Source organism: Deinococcus koreensis, assembly GCF_002901445.1.
In the GTDB taxonomy this organism is placed as follows: domain Bacteria; phylum Deinococcota; class Deinococci; order Deinococcales; family Deinococcaceae; genus Deinococcus; species Deinococcus koreensis.
In genome coordinates, this window is sequence record NZ_PPPD01000001.1 from 2,726,876 (window position 1) to 2,742,502 (window position 15,627).

Consider the following 15,627-nt stretch of genomic DNA (forward strand, 5'->3'; position numbering starts at 1 on the left):
AGGGTCGATGCCCTGCCGGGCTCCGGCCAGCTCTGGCCCACAGCGGAGGCGGGCGAGGAGGGCCGCTGTGACCCCTCCCCGCCCGCCTGAGCCCTGCGCCTTACTTCGCGATGGGCAGGCCGGTCGCGGAGCTGATCTTCTTGGCAGCGTCGTCCAGCGCTTCCTTGGCGGTCTTGTACTTGCCCTTGATGTAGTCGGCCTGCACGACCACCATCACCTGCCGGGCGTCCTGGAAGTACTGGGTGCCGCGCGAGGGGGGCACGTCGCCCAGGGTGCCCAGGATGGTCTGCCAGACCTTCTGGTTGGCCCAGTAGGACTGCCCCTGCGCCACGTAGGGGTCGCGGGTGGCCGAGAGCAGGCTGGGCACCAGGCCCTGCGACTTAAGCATCGTGACCTGGCCGTCGGCGCTGCCCAGGGCGTGCTGCAGGAAGGCGAAGGCCGCTTCCTTGTTCTTGCTCGCACTCGGGATGGCCAGAGCGCTGCCGCCCAGGTTGGAGGCGCGCGGGCCGCCGGGCCGGCTGGCAGGCATCAGGTACACGCCCCACTTGCCCTTCTGGTCGGGCGCGTTGGTGCGGATGGTGCCCTCGTACCACGCGCCGAACATGGCGCTGGCGGCCTTGCCAGCCTTGAAGGAGGTGATCTGGCCGCCCCAGTCGCCGGTCGCCACGACCTTGGCGTCGTACAACTTCTTGATGGTGCCCAGCGCCGTGACGCAGCCGGGGCGCGCCACCGTGACCTGGCTGGCCGCGTTGTCGAAATAGAAGCAGCCGTTCTGGTTGGCCAGCATGCGGAACCACTCGTCATCCTGGCCGTTGGCGATGGTGCCCATCTTGACGTTGCCGCCGAATTTTGCATTCATCTTCTTGCCGGCGGCGATGTAGTCGTCCCAGGTCTTGATGTCATTCGGGTTGATCCCGGCCTGCTGGTACAGGTCGCGGCGGTAGAACATCACCACGGGGCCGGAGTCCCAAGGCATGGCAAAGCGCTTGCCATTCGCCGTCAGCTCCGTCCACTTGAAGGCCGGGAACTGGTTGACGATTTTATTTGCGCCCAGCGTGTTCAGATCGACGAAGCAGTCCGGGAAGCGCGCCCAGAACACCTCGGCCTCGCCGTTCTCGATCGAGTAGACGTCGGGCATGTCCGCGCCGCCCGCCGCGCAGCCGGCCAAGCCACGGTCGTACACGTTCTGGTTGCCCAGATCGACGACCTCGACCTTCACGTTGGGGTGCTTCTTGTTGAAGCCGGGTACCGTGCTTTGCAGCGCCTTGGCGGCCACATCCCACGACCAGATGGTGACGGTACCGGAAAGGTTCGTCTGCGCAGCGGCGCTTGAGATGAGCAGGGCGGACAGCGTGAGCAGTGCTTTTTTCATAGAGCCTCCAGAGGAGAGAACGTCGTCAGCGGGGGATAGGGAACACGGAGCGGCGGGCGCAGAAGGATCAGGATCGGCCCGCCATCGGCGACGGGCCGGCGAACAGCAGAGGTGTAAGCGCTTACAAACGCTTTTCGGCGCACGTCCGCGCCTGTCTACACGAGTTTTGATACGTCCGGAGTGTATGTCAGTTTTCAGGGGCCGTCAAACCCCACGGTGGGTTCCGCCGGACAACAAAAAATCCCAGGCCCGGAAGCCTGGAATACAGAAGGAGGGTCGGCCGCTGTCTGCCCGCCCTCGGCTCAGCCGACGTCCACCAGTTCCACGTCGAAGATCAGGGTCGCGCCGGCCGGGATCACGCCGGGGACGCCCGCCGCGCCGTAGCCCAGGTGGGCCGGGATGGTCAGCTTGGCCTTGTCGCCTACCCGCAGCTGCGCGATGCCGTCGTCCCAGCCCTTGATGACGTAGCCGACGCCCAGGGGAAACTCGATGGGCTGCCCACGGTCACGGCTGGAGTCGAACTTCTGGCCGCTTTCCAGGGTGCCGGTGTAGTGCACCTTCACCATCTTGCCGGCCTGAGCAGGTTCCCCCGTGCCCTCGTGGTACTTCTCGACTTTCAGCTCGTCGCTCATGGCGAGCAGCGTACCCCTGAGCGGCGTGCCCTCCCTGGACTCTGAAGCGTTTATGAAGGTGCTGGTTTGAGAGCTGCCCTGGGGAGCGGTCAGAGCGCGGCGCCGCGCTGCCCGCAGGACACCCTGCCTGCGGCCGATGCTCTAGCCTGGGCCGGCATGAGTGCCCGGACTGCCCCCACCAGAGACAGCCCCTGGCGCCGCGCCTGGAGGACATGGATCCTGGGCGCGCTGCTGCCGGTGTGGGGGCTCACGACCTTCGGCGGCACGCTGGCCCGCGTGGACGGCGACTCCATGAACGAGACCCTGCGCAGCGGCGACGTCCTGCTGCTCCTCAAGTATCCGCGCTGGCTGCGGGCCTGGGGCCTGAGCGGGGTCTATCCCCGGCGCGGCGATCTGGTGGTGTTCAAGGGGCCGCAGGACAGCGACTATTCCTACGAGACCCTCTGGGGCGTGCGCCACCGGCCCTACAACATCAAGCGCGTGCTGGCCCTGGCCGGCGACACCGTGGCGGTCAGGGACGGCCGGGTCGAGGTCAATGGCCGCGCCCTGCTGGAGCGCTACGCCAGCGAGGGCTTCGTCTCCGATCAGGCGGCGATCCGCGTGCCGCCCGGCCACCTGTGGGTCATGGGCGACAACCGGCGCCTCGGCGAGAGTCTCGACAGCCGCGCCTACGGCCCCGTGGCCCTGCGGGACGTGGCCGGCCCCGCTGACCTGCGCCTGTGGCCCCGCCCCGGCCTGATCCCCCGCTGAGCTGATCCGACGCTGCCCCGGAGTGCCCGGCCGTTCATGTGGGCGATCCGTGGGCCTCACCCGCGCCTGCTACGGTGACCCCCATGAACGCCGTTCGCCCCCTGTGCGCTGCCCTGATCGTGACCCTCGCCGTGCCGGCCGCCCAGGCCCAGACCCTGGTGCCTATCAAGGACGCCCGGCTGCCCTTCAGCGTCAGTCTGCCCAAGGGCTGGCTCGGCGCCGACTTCGGGGACGGGGCGCAGGGCCTGAGCGTCGTGTCGGCCAAGGCGCCGCCCGCGACCCTGATCCGCCTGCTGTTCACGCCCAAGAATGGAGCCGCCGTGAACCTGAACACCGAATTCCAGAAGTTCGAGGCGGGCATCAAGGCCAGCGGCGCCACCACGCGGCAGCTGTCCAGCCGGGCGGCGCGCTACGGCGGGGTCAGCGGCACCGAGCGCGAGTACACCCTGAGCCACCCCGGCGGCCAGCTGCGGATGCGCGTGTGGTACGGCAACGGCGCGAAGAACCTCTATTCCTTCCAGCTCACCGACGCTCCGGCGCGGTTCGTGCAGGCGAACGCCGTGTTCGGCAAGGTACTGGCCTCGCTGCGCTTCAACTGAGGTGGCACCCACTGAGGCTGCACTGAGTGGCCCCGCTCAGGGGTTCTTGCTCGTCTGATCCCAGGGCGGGAGGGGGCCGCCCGGTCAGGTGCAGGCTGACCCTCCCGCCCCGGGTCTGGCGGCGCGCGCAGGCGGGAGGTACGCTCGATCATGCCGACCATGCGACGCCTGAAGACCCTGCTGCTCGCCTCGTGCGCCACGGCGCTGCCTCTGTGTTCCCCGGCGCGGGCGAGCGACCGCATTCCGGTGGATCAGGTGCGCTTCTCGGCCAGCGGCGCGCGGGTCATGGTGCTCAGTTCCGGCGTGCAGGATGGCAGCGGCTTCGGCACCGCCACCCTGAGCGTACTGGACACGGCCAGCGGGCTATTGGTCTACCGCCGCACCCGCACCGCCGATCAGGCGCCGAACGCCCTGCGCCTGGAGCTGCTCCGCACGCCGCCCACCCCCGCCACCCTGCGGGCCGCCGGGCTGCAGCCGGGGCAGGTCTCGGCGGCCCGCTTCAACCGCGTGTATCCCACGTTCCTTCCGCAGTGGTCGGATGCCGTCCCCGCCGGGCAGACGCAGCTGACGAGCGTGGCGCTGTGGTCGCCGCCCGTGCCGATCCGCCTGGAGGTCTACGCGCTGCCCTCCACCTGCCCGTATCCCGATCTGCTGCCCGCCGGCACCTCGCCGGCCGGCTTCCGCCTGAGCGTGCGGGGGCAGACGGTTCACCGCGATCTGGCGCTGCCCTCCGGCCGGCGCTGCGCCGGCGGCTACACGCTGGAACGGGTCGACGTGCAGGGCGACCGCGCACTGCTCACCGTCCGCAGCTACTCGCCGGGCTTCGAGGGGCCGGACGCCACGCCGGTCTTCATCGCCGTGACCCTGAAGTGAACCGGGAGGTCGGCCGGCTCAGGCGCCGTGGACGTTGCGGCGCAGGGTGGATCGGCGGGTTCTGGCCTTGACCGCCACCGCCTCGTCGTCCAGGCGTCCCTGCAGGGCCAGCCCGAGCTTGCGCGCGATCGTGGAGAGCTGCTCGATCTCGGCCGGCTCCAACACCTTGAAGACCTCGTGGATGCCCGCCACGTGATCCGGTAACAGCTGGGTGATCAGGGCCTCGCCCTGGGTGGTCAGGGTCACGTTCACCACCCGGCGGTCGGTCGCCATGCGCTCGCGGTGCACCAGCCCGTCGCGTTCCAGGTTGTCGATCACCATGGTCAGGTTGCCGCTGGAGCGCAGGATCTTGTCGGCCAGCAGGCGCTGGCTCATCGGCCCGAGGTGGTAGAGCGCCTCGATCACCGCGAACTGGCTGGTGGTCAGGCCATACGCGGCCAGATGCCGGTTGGCGACCACTTCGACCGCGTGCGCCGCCCGCCAGAGCTTGACATAAGCGTCCAGCGCCGAGCGTTCCTCCGGCGAGCCAGCGTAGCGGTTGGGCATGTCGCCATGGTGGGGGGGGCCCCTCCGGAAATCAAGCCCGACCGGTCAGTCAGCTAGGGGAGTCTTAAGGCCCCTCTGGCCGGGAAGGGTGGGGCCGGACGTGTGGGCCGCCCGCTATCCCGTTCCGCCGCCGGCCCTGCGCCGCGTTCAGCTGTCCTGCTGCCCGCCGGCCCGGCCCTCGCTCGCCCGGTACTCCTCGGTCGCCAGGCGGATACAGGCCGCGACCACCTGCATGGAGGTATGCACCTCGTTCAGCGGGGGGCGGGTGGGGGCCAGGCGGATGTTGCGGTCGTGCGGGTCGTTTCCGCCGGGGTAGGTCGCGCCGGCCGGGGTCAGGCTCACGCCGGCTTCCTCGGCGAGCTGGATCACTCGCTTCGCCACGGGCGCGGCCGTGTTCAGCGAGCTGAAATAGCCGCCGCGCGGATTCGTCCAGGTGGCGTATTCGCCGCCCTCGCCCAGTTCGGCGCGCAGCACCTCGTCCACGGCGCGGAACTTGGGCGCGATCAGGGCGGCGTGATCCTTCATCAGGCCGTCGATGCCGCCCGGGTAGGACTCCAGGAATTTGACGTGCCGCGCCTGCTCCAGCTTGTTGGGGCCGATGCTCTGCGCGTTCAGGTAGGTGCTGAGCCACCTGATGTTGTCCTCGCTGCTGGCGACGAAGCCCAGCCCGCCCCCCGCGAAGGTGATCTTGGAGGTGCTGGCGAACACGAAGGCCCGGTCGGGGACGCCGGCGTCGCGGCACAGGGCCACGAAGTTCACGGTCTGCGCCGCGTCGTCCAGATGGTGCGCCCGGTAGGCGTCGTCGGCCAGGATCGTGAAGTCGGGGGCCGCTGCCTTCAGGCCCGCCAGCCGCGCGGCCTTCTCGGCGCTGATGGTCTCGCCGCCCGGATTGGAATAGGTGGGCACGAACAGCAGCCCCTTGACCGCAGGGTCGGCCGCCGCGAGGGCCTCGGCCGCCTCCACGTCCGGGCCGTCGTCGTGCATGTCCACGCTCAGCAGCTCGAAGCCCAGGGTCTGGAGCAGCAGGAAGTGCCGGTCGTAGCCGGGGGTCGTCACGATGAACTTGGGTTTCTGGTGCACCCAGGGGCCGGTCGAGTGCCGCGTGCCGTGCAGCAGCGCGAAGGTCAGCACGAAGGCCTGCAGCTCCAGCGAGGCGTTGTTCCACACCACGATGTTCTCGCTCTTCACGTCCAGATACGCCGCGAACAGCCGCCGCGCGCTGGGCAGGCCCGCCACGCCGCCGGGGTAGTTCCGCAGGTCGAGGCCGTCCATGCTCAGGTCGGTCTCGCCCAGCGCCCCGAGCAGGCCGTTGCTGAGGTCGAAGTCGGCGTCCGAGGGCTGGCCGCGCTGCATGTTCAGCTTGAGCCCACGGGCGCGGAAGGCGTCGTAGGCCGCCTGGGCCTGCGCCAGCGCCTGCGGTTCCCGGGCCTGTGCCTGCGGGGCGGTGGACTGCGGATCGGAGGTCATGCCCCCAGGGTATAGGTCGGGGCGGCGCCGTGGGCCCGACTTGTTTGATGTGGCGTTCAGGGCCGGGCCAGCTGGAGGGGGGTGCTAGACTCCGCTCGCCTGCCCCGCAGGTGCCGTCCCCTTTTTAGCGCCCGTCCGGTGCCGCTTCATTTGTTTCCACCCACAACAGGAGAATCCCAATGCACTACGTCGTTCACCGCCCCCGCGTGGGGGTCTTCATCGATACCCAGAACCTCTACCACTCGGCCCGCGACCTGCTGGAACGCACCGTGAACTTCGAGACCATCCTGAAGGTCGCCACCCACGAGCGCGAACTGCTGCACGCCATCTCGTACACCGTCGAGCGCGAGAACGAGGCGACGGCGCGCCCCTTCATCTACAAGCTGTCCACGCTGGGCTTCAAGGTGCGGCGCATGAACCTGACCCTGCACCACGTCACCGACGGCGGCAAGCCGATCTACGAGGGCAACTGGGACATGGGCATCGTGGCCGACATGGTGCGCCTGATGGATCACCTCGACGTCGTGGTGCTGGGCAGCGGCGACGGCGACTTCACCGACATCGTGGAGGTGCTGCAGGAGCGCGGCAAGCGCGTGGAGGTCATCGCCTTCCGCGAGCACACCGCCCAGAAGCTGATCGACGCCGCCGACCGCTTCACGCACCTGCCCGACATCGAGGACGCGCTGATGCCGGCCCGCGTGAAGAACGGCGGCAAGCCGAGCGCCGAGCCGACCACCGATGAGCCCACCGCCTGAGCTGGACGCCGTGAACGTTCCTGGAACCGATCCCGACGCGGTGCTGGCCCGCCTGAACTTCGAGCTGCCCGCCGGGCGCATCGCGCAGACCGGCGCCGAGCCCCGCGACGCCTCGCGCCTGATGGTGGTGGGGGAAAGCGTGGATCACCGGATCTTCCGCGACCTGCCGGAGCTGCTGCGCCGGGGCGACCTGCTGGTCTTCAACGAGAGCCGCGTGATCCCGGCGCGCGTGCTGGCCCGCAAGCCCCGAACCCCGGACGGCCACGGGGGCGGACAGGTCGAGGTCATGCTGCTGCGCGAGGAGGAGCCGAACCTGTGGAGCGCCTACCTGAAGCCGGCGAAGCGGGCGGGGAAGGAACTGCTGCTGGGCGGGCCGGGGGAGCACGAGCACCGCGCCGAGGTCGTGGGCGTGCAGGCCGACGGCGCACGGCTGCTCCGCTTCGACCACGACATAGGGCCCCATCTGGACGACATCGGGCGCCTGCCGCTGCCGCCCTACATCGACGCCGGCGACTCCGACGAGACCTGGCGCGAGCGCTACCAGACCGTGTACGCCCGCACGCCGGGCTCGGTGGCGGCGCCCACGGCCGGCCTGCACTTCACGCCGGGGCTGCTCGCGCGGCTGGACGAGCTGGCGGTGGAACGCGCCCACGTCACGCTGCATGTCGGGGCAGGCACCTTCAAGCCCATCAGCGGGCCGGTGTCCGAGCACGTCATGCACGCCGAGCGCTACTCGGTCAGCCCGCAGACCGCCGCGGCCATCAACCGCGCCCGCGCCGAGGGCCGGCGGGTCGTGGCCGTGGGCACCACCACCGTCCGCACGCTGGAGAGCGCCTGGGACGGCGCTGAGGTGCAGCCCGGCGAGGGCGACACGAGCATCTTCATCACGCCCGGTAAACCCGTGAACGTGCCCGACGTGCTGATCACCAACCTGCACCTGCCGGGCTCCACCCTGATGCTGCTGGTGGCGGCCTTCGCGGGCGTGGAGCGCATCCGGGCCGCCTACGACGCCGCGCTCTCGGAGGGCTACCGCTTCTATTCCCTGGGCGACGCGATGTGGCTGGAGAACGCAAGCCGGTAGGGCTGTTCCCCGGATGGAGCGACCAGAAGCTCTCTTTTCTGGTCGCTCCATGTCTCCCTGGTAGCCGTGCAGTCCCGTCCTGCCCGCTCAGATTCACTCGCTCCATTCGGGCAGGAGGTGAGTCTTCTGTCGCCCGCTGCTCTGGGCATCAAGGCTTCGCCCGGCAGGCGCACTCCGGCCTGACGCTCCAGCGTGCGGGCCAGGGTCAGGAAGGCAGCGCGCCGGGGCACGTCGTCCGGGCCGGCGGGACGCATCCCGGCGCCATCAGGAAGCGCTGTGGGGAGGGGTCTGGACATGGCCCTGTGCAGCACGCGGCGGCCCCAGGGGCGCGTCCGTCGTCAGGCTTACCCACCGCCGGGCGGCTCTTTCCTATACTTTTCAGGATGTCCAGCGACCTTGTGCCGAGCGCCAACCCCCTGCTCAATCTGGGGTTCAAGATTCCCTTCGACCAGATCCGGCCGGAGCACGCCGAAAGCGCGGTGGACACGCTGCTGGCCCTGACCGCCGGGAAGCTGGAGCACCTGGCCGCCGCGCCGGATCGGGGCTTCCAGAACTTCATGGCCGATCTGGACACCCTGACCGAGCAGCTCGACACGGTGAACACCATCGTGTCGCACCTGGACGGCGTGGTCACCAGCGACGACTGGAAGGCGGCCCGCAAGGCGATCATTCCCAAGGTCAGCGAATTCCGCAGCGCCCTGAGCCTGCATCCCGGGCTGTGGGCGGCCCTGAAGGCCTACGCCCGGACGCCCCAGGCCCAGGCCCTCGACCCGGTGCAGGCGCGGCACCTGAAGCTGACCATCGACGACTTCCGCCGGGGGGGCGCCGACCTGCCGGACGAAGCCAAGGCCCGCCTGACCGAGCTGAACACCCGCCTGGCCCAGATCACCAACGACTTCGGCAAGAACGTGCTGGACGCCACCGCCGCCTATGAACTGTACGTGCCGCAGGGGCGCCTGGCGGGCGTGCCGGCGCGCGTGCAGGACGCGACCCGCCGGGACGCCGAGGAGCACGGCCAGGAGGGCCACCGCCTGACCCTGCATTTTCCGGTGTACGGCCCGGTGCTGACCTACGCCGACGACCGCTCGCTGCGTCAGCAGCTGTGGGAGGCCCAGGGGCAGGTGGGCCGCCAGGAGGGCCGCGACAACCGCCCGCTGATCCGCGAGATCCTGGCCCTGCGGCGCGAGAAGGCGCAGATGCTGGGCTTCGCCAACTTCGCCGATTACGTGCTGGAAGACCGCATGGCCGGCGCGGGCGAGGTCGCCCTGAACTTCGAGCGCGACCTCGAGGCCCGCACCCGCCCCAGCTTCGAGGCCGAGAACGCCGAGCTGCAGGCCTTCTACCGCGCCCAGGCCGGCCAGGACGCGCCCACGCTGGAAGCCTGGGACGTGGCCTACTGGGCCGAGAAGCAGGGCCAGGCGAAGTACGATTTCGACGAGGAGCAGCTGCGCCCGTATTTCCCGCTCGACAGCGTGCTCAGCGGCATGTTCGAGATCACCCGGCGCGTGTTCGGCGCCACGGTCAAAGAAGCCCAGGCGCCCGGCTGGCACCCCGAGGTGCGCTACTTCGACATCCTGGCCGAGGACGGCACCCACATCGCCTCGTTCTACACCGACTGGTTCCCCCGCGACACCAAGCGCGGCGGCGCCTGGATGAACGCCTTCATCACCGGCGGCCCCAGCCAGGGCGGCGTGGAGCCCCACCTGGGCCTGATGTGCGGCAACATGACCCCGCCCAGTGGCGACACGCCCGCCCTGCTGTCGATCAGCGAGGTCGAGACGGTGTTCCACGAGTTCGGCCACCTGCTGCACCACGCCCTGTCGCGGGTGCCGGTGCGCTCGCTGGCGGGCACCAACGTCGCCTGGGACTTCGTGGAACTGCCCAGCCAGATCATGGAGAACTGGGTCATGGAACGCGAGGCCCTGAACCTGTTCGCCCGCCACTACCAGAGCGGCGAGGCCCTGCCGGACGAGCTGTTCTCGCGCATGGTCGCGGCCCGCAACTACCGCGCGGCGAGCGCGTCCATGCGGCAGTACTCGCTGGGCCTGACCGACCTGACCCTGCACGTGGAGTACGACCCGGCCTCAGATACCGACCCGGTGCGGCTGGCCCGCGAGGTCATGTCGCGCTTCTACCCCTACGAGCTGCCCGAGGACTACGCCATGGTGGCGGCCTTCGGTCACCTGTTCTCCTCGCCCGTGGGCTACGGCGCGGGCTACTACTCCTACAAGTGGGCCGAGGTGCTGGACGCCGACGCCTTCTCCCGCTTCGCCCAGGAGGGCATCTTCAACCGCGAGACCGGCCGCGCCTTCGTGGACAGCGTGCTGAGCCGGGGCAACAGCGACGATCCCGGCGCCCTGTACCGCGAGTTCATGGGCCGCGACCCCGACCCCGACGCCCTGCTGCGCCGCAGCGGGATCTTGAACGCCGCGCGCTGAGCGCAGAGGATCTGGGACACCACCGGCAGGCGAACTCCGGTGGTGTTTCCGGCGTTGGGCGGCTTCATGAGCCGGGACGCGTTCATGAGATGAAACCTGTGACACCGCAGGCTCTATGCTCCGGCCACCATGCCCGCGTTCCATCCGACCATGACGGCCCTCGCCGCCCTGAGCGCCCTTTGCCTGACTGCCGTGGGGTGGGGCGCCGCCTCCGCGCAGACGGTTCCGCTCCAGTCGGCCGCCGAGCGCCAGCTGCTGGCCCAGCTGAACGAGGTGCGCGCCCAGGGCGTGACCTGTCCCGGCAGCGGCCGGCGACCGCCGGCTCAGACGCTGATGCCCTCGGCCCAGCACGCCCAGGCGGCGCGCCTGCAGGCGACCTACATGGGCCAGTCCGGGCGGGTCTCGCACGACGGCCCCGGCGGCAGCACCCCGCGCATCCGGGCCGCCAGCACCGGCATCGACGCGGTGAGCGTGACCGAGATCATCTACATGAGCGGCGGCCTGAACCCCGAACAGGCCATGCAGTGGTGGCTGAACAGCCCCGTCCACTGCTTCTGGATGACCGAGGGGCGCTACACCCACGCCGGCGCCAGCGTGATCCAGAGTTCACGCGGCACGGCCTATGTGGTGGTGCTCAGCAGCGGTCAGAGGTAGGGGAGGCAGAGGGCAGACGGCAGATGGCATAAGGCCAGGGACGGCAGGGCGGTTAAATGGTGGGCGGTGCACAACCTCGCCCACCAGCGCACGCCCTCATCTTTCAAGCCTTCTGCCATCCGCCATTAGCCTTCTGCCTCCTCACCTCGCCGTCCAGCCCAGATCGAGGTTGAGCACCGCTCCGGTCATGCCCCAGGCGGCGGGGCTGATCACGTAACTGGCGAGCGCGGCCACGTCCTCCGGGTTCAGGAGCTGCTTGATCGCGGCCGGCTCCAGCATGACCGTCTGCTCGATCTGCTGGGTGCTGATGCCACGCGTCCGGGCCTGGTCGGCGATCTGGTTCTCGACCAGCGGTGTGCGGACATAGGCCGGGCACAGCGCGTTGGCAGTGATGCCCTGGGCGCCGCCCTCCAGCGCGGCCGTGCGGGTCAGGCCGATCACTCCGTGCTTGGCGCTGATGTACGCGGCCTTGTAGGGGCTGGCGACCTGCCCGTGGATGCTCGCCACGTTGAGGATGCGGCCCTGCCCGCTGCGGCGCAGGTGTGGCCAAGCGTACTTGCTGAGCAGAAAGGGCGCGGTCAGCATGACCGCCAGCATGGTGTCCCAGGTGTCCTCAGGGAAGTCCGCGATGGGGTCGATGTGCTGGAAACCGGCGTTGTTCACGAGCACGTCCAGGCCGCCCAGCGCCGCCACGGCCTCGTCGATACCGCACCGGCAGTCCGGGCGCCGCGACAGGTCGGCGCCGATGAACGTCAGCCCGTGCCCGGCCGCGACCTCGCGCGCCTGGGGCCGATCCAGATCCAGCACCGCGACGCGCAGGCCGTCCGCGCGCAGTTTCAGGGCGATCGCCAGCCCGATGCCGCTGGTGCCGCCGGTCACGAGGGCCACCCGGTCTTCCGTGCGCTGTTGCCCCTGAGTCGTCATGGGCGGAGTCTAGAGCCCGGGTATCACGCCGCCGTTACCCGCCCAGCGCGCGGGACAGGGCCACCGTCTCGGGCAGGGGCTCCAGCGCCAGTTCCCGCAGGGCGACCTTCAGGGCGCTGTACACGCGCTGCGCGGCGGCCGCGTTGCCCCGGCTGTGGTGGGCGCGCATCAGCACCCGCGCGGCGGGCTCGTGCGCGGCGTCCAGCGCCTGGGCCCGTTCGGCGGCGTGCTGGGCGCGCTCCGGCTGATTCCTCTCCAGCGCCCACTGGGCTTCCTCGCACAGCGCCTCGGGGAGCCGCAGGGCGTAGCGCCCGGCCTCGCGCTGGACGTCGGGCAGGTCGCAGTCGGCCAGGCGGCCGGGCAGGGCCAGCAGCGCCTCCAGCCGGCCCGGGTCGCCGGGAGGGGCCTCCAGCGCCCCCTGCGCCGCCCACAGATCCACGTGCAGGTCGGGGCCCGGGCGCAGGCGCAGCCACTCGCCCCGCTCCACAAACACGCCGCTGGGGGCGCCCTCCTCCAGCACCTGCCCCAGCGCGTGCAGGGTGACCCGGAAGTTGCGCTCCCCCACGCCCGGATCGGCCTCCGGGAACAGCGCCTCCTGGGCCACCTCGCGCGGCAGGCCGCCGGGGTGGACGACCAGCAGGGCCAACAGGTCGCGGGCCTTGGCGCGGCCCCACTCGCGCGCCCGGGGTTCCACGCTGCGCGTGACCTGCACGCGGCCCAGCACCTGAACGTGGGCCTCGAAGCCCGGGGTGTCGGCGGGGGTGGGCAGTTCGGCGTAGCCCAGGGCCCGTGCCGCCGGCATGAGCGCCGGGCCGACCTCCGGGTGCGCCGCCACCAGCCGGGCCAGCAGGGCGCCGCGCCCGGCGCGTTCGAGCGCCGGGGAGAAGAGCGAGCGGCGGGCCAGCAGGAAGGGATAGCGCGCCGCCGCATGCGCCGCCGGGAGGGCCGCGCTGCCTGGTTCCAGGGCAAAGCGGGCCAGCGCCACACAGGCCAGCCCGAAGGCGTCGGTGCAGGCCTGGAAGGCGTCCTGCGCGGCGTCGAAGTCTGCGATCCCTGCCCCACCGGCCTGGAGCCGGCCTAGCGCTCCCATCAGGTGCACCAGCCCCGCCACGTAGCCGTCGCCGCTGGTCTGCGCGAGCGCCTCCTGCGCCAGCGCCGCCGCCTGGCCCGCGTCTCCGGCGCGGCCCGCCAGGAAGGCCAGGCCCATCAGCGGCTCGACCCGCAGCCGCGCGGCCACCCCCTGCGCCAGTTCCAGCGCCTGGGCGTAGGACGCCCGTGCCCCGGCCTCGTCCTGGGCGCCCAGCTGCGCGTGCCCCAGGCGGGCCAGGGCGAGCGACTGCACGAAGGGGCTCTCCAGCCGCTCGCCCTCGCGCAGCCCCTCCCGGGCGGCCAGCGCGGCGGCCTCCGGGTCGCCCTGCAGGGCGTGCAGGAAGCTGGCCAGCAGCAGCCCCTCGCGGTGGTTCTGGGCCGCCCGTGCGCCGCCCATCTCGCCCTGGGCCGCCTGCCGGGCCAGTTCCAGGGCCCGGTTCAGGTCGCCCGAGCGCAGGGCGTAGCGGGCGCCCAGGGCCAGTGCGGGTTCGGCCTGCACCGCCGCTCCCAGACGGCCCGCGTTGAGCAGGTTCTCGGCGCGCAGACGGCTCAGGAGGGCGCCCTTGTCCTCACCCGCCAGGGTCTGGGCCACCTCCAGGGGCGCCCAGGCCAGATCCGGCTGCACCGTGTCCAGCGCGACCTGGATTTCGCCTAGGGCCCGCTGCAGGGGGGTGGCCTGGGCGTATTCCGCCAGCGCCTCGGCGTAGCGCGACGAATGCCGCAGCGCGTCGCCCGCCAGCGCGTGCAACTGGGGGGTCCAGGCGGCGCGTGGCAGACGACTGAGGCTCCGCAGGGCGAGGGTCACGCGGCCCTGCGCCAGCCAGCCCCCGCCGTGTTCGGCCAGCAGTTCGGCGGCGCGCGGCGCGTGCCCGGCCAGCAGGTGCGCCGCCATGGCCCGGCGCGGGCGGCCGCTGCGCTCGAAGAAGGCGGCCCCCCGCGCGGCGAGCGCCTGCCCCTCGGCGGCGGGCAGCAGGCCGCGCAGGTGGGCGCGCAGCAGCGGGTGGGCGCGGTACACCCGATCGCCAGCGCGGGTCAGGAAGGTGCCGCTGCGGGCCAGCGCCTCCAGCAGCGCCCCGGCGTCGGGCTGCTCCAGCACGTCCGCGAGCAGTTCCGGAGTCAGTTCCTCGAAGACCGAACTGCGGGTCAGGAGGGTGCGGAGCGAGGGCTCCAGCGGCCCCAGCACCTCCTGGGCCAGATAGCTGAAGAGGGTGCCCAGCTGGGCCTCGCCGCCGTCCAGATCGGCCAGGTCGGCCAGCCGCACGCGGCCCTGGGCGGCGGCCTGGGCCAGAAAGCGCGCCGCGATCGGCCAGCCCTCCGTGAGTGAGTGGGCCAGCCCCAGATCGGCGGCGCTGGGGCTCAGCCCCTGGGCCTGCAGCAGTTCCCCCAGTTCCTCCCGCGTGAAGCTCAGGTCGGCGGCCGAGAGCCGCCTCACCACCCCGGCCGCCTCCAGCCGCGTCAGTTCGACCAGCGGCAACGGCAGCCGCGAGAGCAGCGCCACTCGCCCCGCGCCGCAGTCGAGCAGTTCGCGCAGCAGGTCGCCGGTCAGCGGCCCGGTCAGGTGCTGCGCCTCGTCCAGCACCAGGGTCGCGCGGCTGGCGTCCAGCACGTCGGCCACCTTCGCGGCCACCCGGCGCGGCGCGGCGCCGGCGTCCAGCAGCGCGCCGGGGCCCGCGCCGCCCGTCAGGCCCTCGACCGCCAGCGCCAGCCCCGCCGCCAGTCCCTGCGGGTCGGCGGCGTCGGCGTCCAGGGTCAGCCAGACCTGGGGGTGGCCCGCGGGCGCTGCCCCCGCTGCCAGCGCGGTCGTCTTGCCGTAGCCGGCCGGGGCGACCACCAACAGCACCTGCGAGCCGGCCCAGGCCGCCTGCAGCCGGGGCCTGGGCATCGCGCCGCGCACCGCCGGCCAGCGCGCACGCCGCGCCGAGGTCAGGTCACGCCAGTTGAGGGTCATAGTCGGGGGTCATCGCCGCCCGGATGCTAGCAGGGCGGGGGACGGGACTGAACTCAGCGCCGACGCGGGAGGACGCGCACGCTCAGCAGCCCCGAGACCGAGAAGGCCATGCAGATCAGCATGTTCCGGCCCGCCTCGCCCCAGCTCCAGTGTCCGCCGGCCACCATTGCCAGCGGGATCACCACGAACAGGCCCATGCACAGCAGCCGGAGTCCTGCCGCGATCCGCCGCGCCTCCTCCGGCGTGTACCCCTCCGGCGACGGCGAGTTGACCACTCCCACGCGTTCCGCGTGTCCCAGCACCCCGTAGACCAGCGTCATGGCGAGCGGGATGATCACGATCCGCCACGGGCTGCCCGGTGCCGGATCGTCGTCCAGTCGCATGCGGATAGGCACGGTCGGGGGCGCCGACACGAGGAACCAGAACGTCCAGCCCAGCACGGCCAGCAGCAGGGTGGCCGAGGTGAGGGCGAACACACTCCGCCTGTGTGCCTGAGCGT

The 15,627-nt window shown here is 71.4% G+C and carries 14 protein-coding genes; 7 read left to right on the top strand and 7 right to left on the bottom strand.

The features are described from left to right. Window positions 1-100 precede the first annotated feature (100 nt). Together CVO96_RS12945 and CVO96_RS12950 are read right to left on the bottom strand one after the other, a co-directional pair. Window positions 101-1,372 (bottom strand): ABC transporter substrate-binding protein, encoded by a 1,272-nt coding sequence (locus tag CVO96_RS12945; protein WP_103312589.1) that lies wholly within the window; start codon window positions 1,370-1,372, stop codon window positions 101-103. A 302-nt stretch (window positions 1,373-1,674) separates the two neighbouring features. Further along, window positions 1,675-2,004 (bottom strand): FKBP-type peptidyl-prolyl cis-trans isomerase, encoded by a 330-nt coding sequence (locus tag CVO96_RS12950; protein WP_103312590.1) that lies wholly within the window; start codon window positions 2,002-2,004, stop codon window positions 1,675-1,677. 156 nt (window positions 2,005-2,160) lie between these two features. Here CVO96_RS12950 and lepB point away from each other — a divergent pair, with 156 nt between their 5' ends. From lepB to CVO96_RS12965, 3 genes are all read left to right on the top strand, one after another. Beyond that, window positions 2,161-2,754 (top strand): signal peptidase I, encoded by a 594-nt coding sequence (lepB, locus tag CVO96_RS12955; RefSeq protein ID WP_103312591.1) that lies wholly within the window; start codon window positions 2,161-2,163, stop codon window positions 2,752-2,754. 83 nt (window positions 2,755-2,837) lie between these two features. Then, window positions 2,838-3,353 carry a hypothetical protein gene (locus CVO96_RS12960; protein WP_103312592.1) on the top strand — a complete coding sequence of 172 codons (516 nt, stop codon included), beginning with the start codon at window positions 2,838-2,840 and terminating at the stop codon, window positions 3,351-3,353. 150 nt (window positions 3,354-3,503) lie between these two features. Continuing rightward, window positions 3,504-4,226: a DUF2259 domain-containing protein gene (locus tag CVO96_RS12965; RefSeq protein ID WP_243398345.1), complete on the top strand. Its 723-nt coding sequence runs from the start codon at window positions 3,504-3,506 to the stop codon at window positions 4,224-4,226. 18 nt (window positions 4,227-4,244) lie between these two features. Here CVO96_RS12965 and CVO96_RS12970 read toward each other — a convergent pair whose 3' ends face one another. Further along, window positions 4,245-4,772 carry a MarR family winged helix-turn-helix transcriptional regulator gene (locus tag CVO96_RS12970; RefSeq protein WP_103312593.1) on the bottom strand — a complete coding sequence of 176 codons (528 nt, stop codon included), beginning with the start codon at window positions 4,770-4,772 and terminating at the stop codon, window positions 4,245-4,247. A 147-nt stretch (window positions 4,773-4,919) separates the two neighbouring features. Next, complete coding sequence (locus CVO96_RS12975) at window positions 4,920-6,239, bottom strand: aspartate aminotransferase type Ic (RefSeq protein WP_103312594.1); 1,320 nt, start codon at window positions 6,237-6,239, stop codon at window positions 4,920-4,922. Between the two features lie 179 nt (window positions 6,240-6,418). Between CVO96_RS12975 and CVO96_RS12980 the strand changes: the two genes are divergently transcribed. The 4 genes from CVO96_RS12980 (at window position 6,419) to CVO96_RS12995 (ending at window position 11,167) form a co-directional block, all read left to right on the top strand. Continuing rightward, complete coding sequence (locus CVO96_RS12980) at window positions 6,419-6,994, top strand: LabA-like NYN domain-containing protein (protein WP_103312595.1); 576 nt, start codon at window positions 6,419-6,421, stop codon at window positions 6,992-6,994. Beyond that, window positions 6,978-8,075 (top strand): tRNA preQ1(34) S-adenosylmethionine ribosyltransferase-isomerase QueA, encoded by a 1,098-nt coding sequence (gene queA, locus CVO96_RS12985; RefSeq protein ID WP_103312596.1) that lies wholly within the window; start codon window positions 6,978-6,980, stop codon window positions 8,073-8,075. The genes CVO96_RS12980 and queA overlap by 17 nt, the downstream gene beginning before the upstream one ends. 383 nt (window positions 8,076-8,458) lie before the next feature. Continuing rightward, window positions 8,459-10,513 carry a M3 family metallopeptidase gene (locus tag CVO96_RS12990; RefSeq protein WP_103312597.1) on the top strand — a complete coding sequence of 685 codons (2,055 nt, stop codon included), beginning with the start codon at window positions 8,459-8,461 and terminating at the stop codon, window positions 10,511-10,513. Between the two features lie 129 nt (window positions 10,514-10,642). Then, window positions 10,643-11,167, top strand: a complete 525-nt coding sequence (locus CVO96_RS12995; RefSeq protein ID WP_243398346.1) for a CAP domain-containing protein — start codon at window positions 10,643-10,645, stop codon at window positions 11,165-11,167. 141 nt (window positions 11,168-11,308) lie between these two features. Here CVO96_RS12995 and CVO96_RS13000 read toward each other — a convergent pair whose 3' ends face one another. From CVO96_RS13000 to CVO96_RS13010, 3 genes are read right to left on the bottom strand one after another with little or no spacing between them, the layout of a single operon-like run. Further along, the gene (locus CVO96_RS13000; protein ID WP_103312598.1) at window positions 11,309-12,091 is read right to left on the bottom strand and encodes a 3-hydroxybutyrate dehydrogenase; all 783 of its coding nucleotides are present in this window, start codon (window positions 12,089-12,091) and stop codon (window positions 11,309-11,311) included. Between the two features lie 34 nt (window positions 12,092-12,125). Continuing rightward, window positions 12,126-15,128: an AfsR/SARP family transcriptional regulator gene (locus tag CVO96_RS13005; RefSeq protein WP_103312599.1), complete on the bottom strand. Its 3,003-nt coding sequence runs from the start codon at window positions 15,126-15,128 to the stop codon at window positions 12,126-12,128. A gap of 53 nt (window positions 15,129-15,181) precedes the next feature. Then, a complete protein-coding gene (locus CVO96_RS13010) occupies window positions 15,182-15,604 on the bottom strand; it encodes a hypothetical protein (RefSeq protein ID WP_103312600.1) in 423 nt (140 codons plus the stop codon). Window positions 15,605-15,627: the final 23 nt, after the last annotated feature.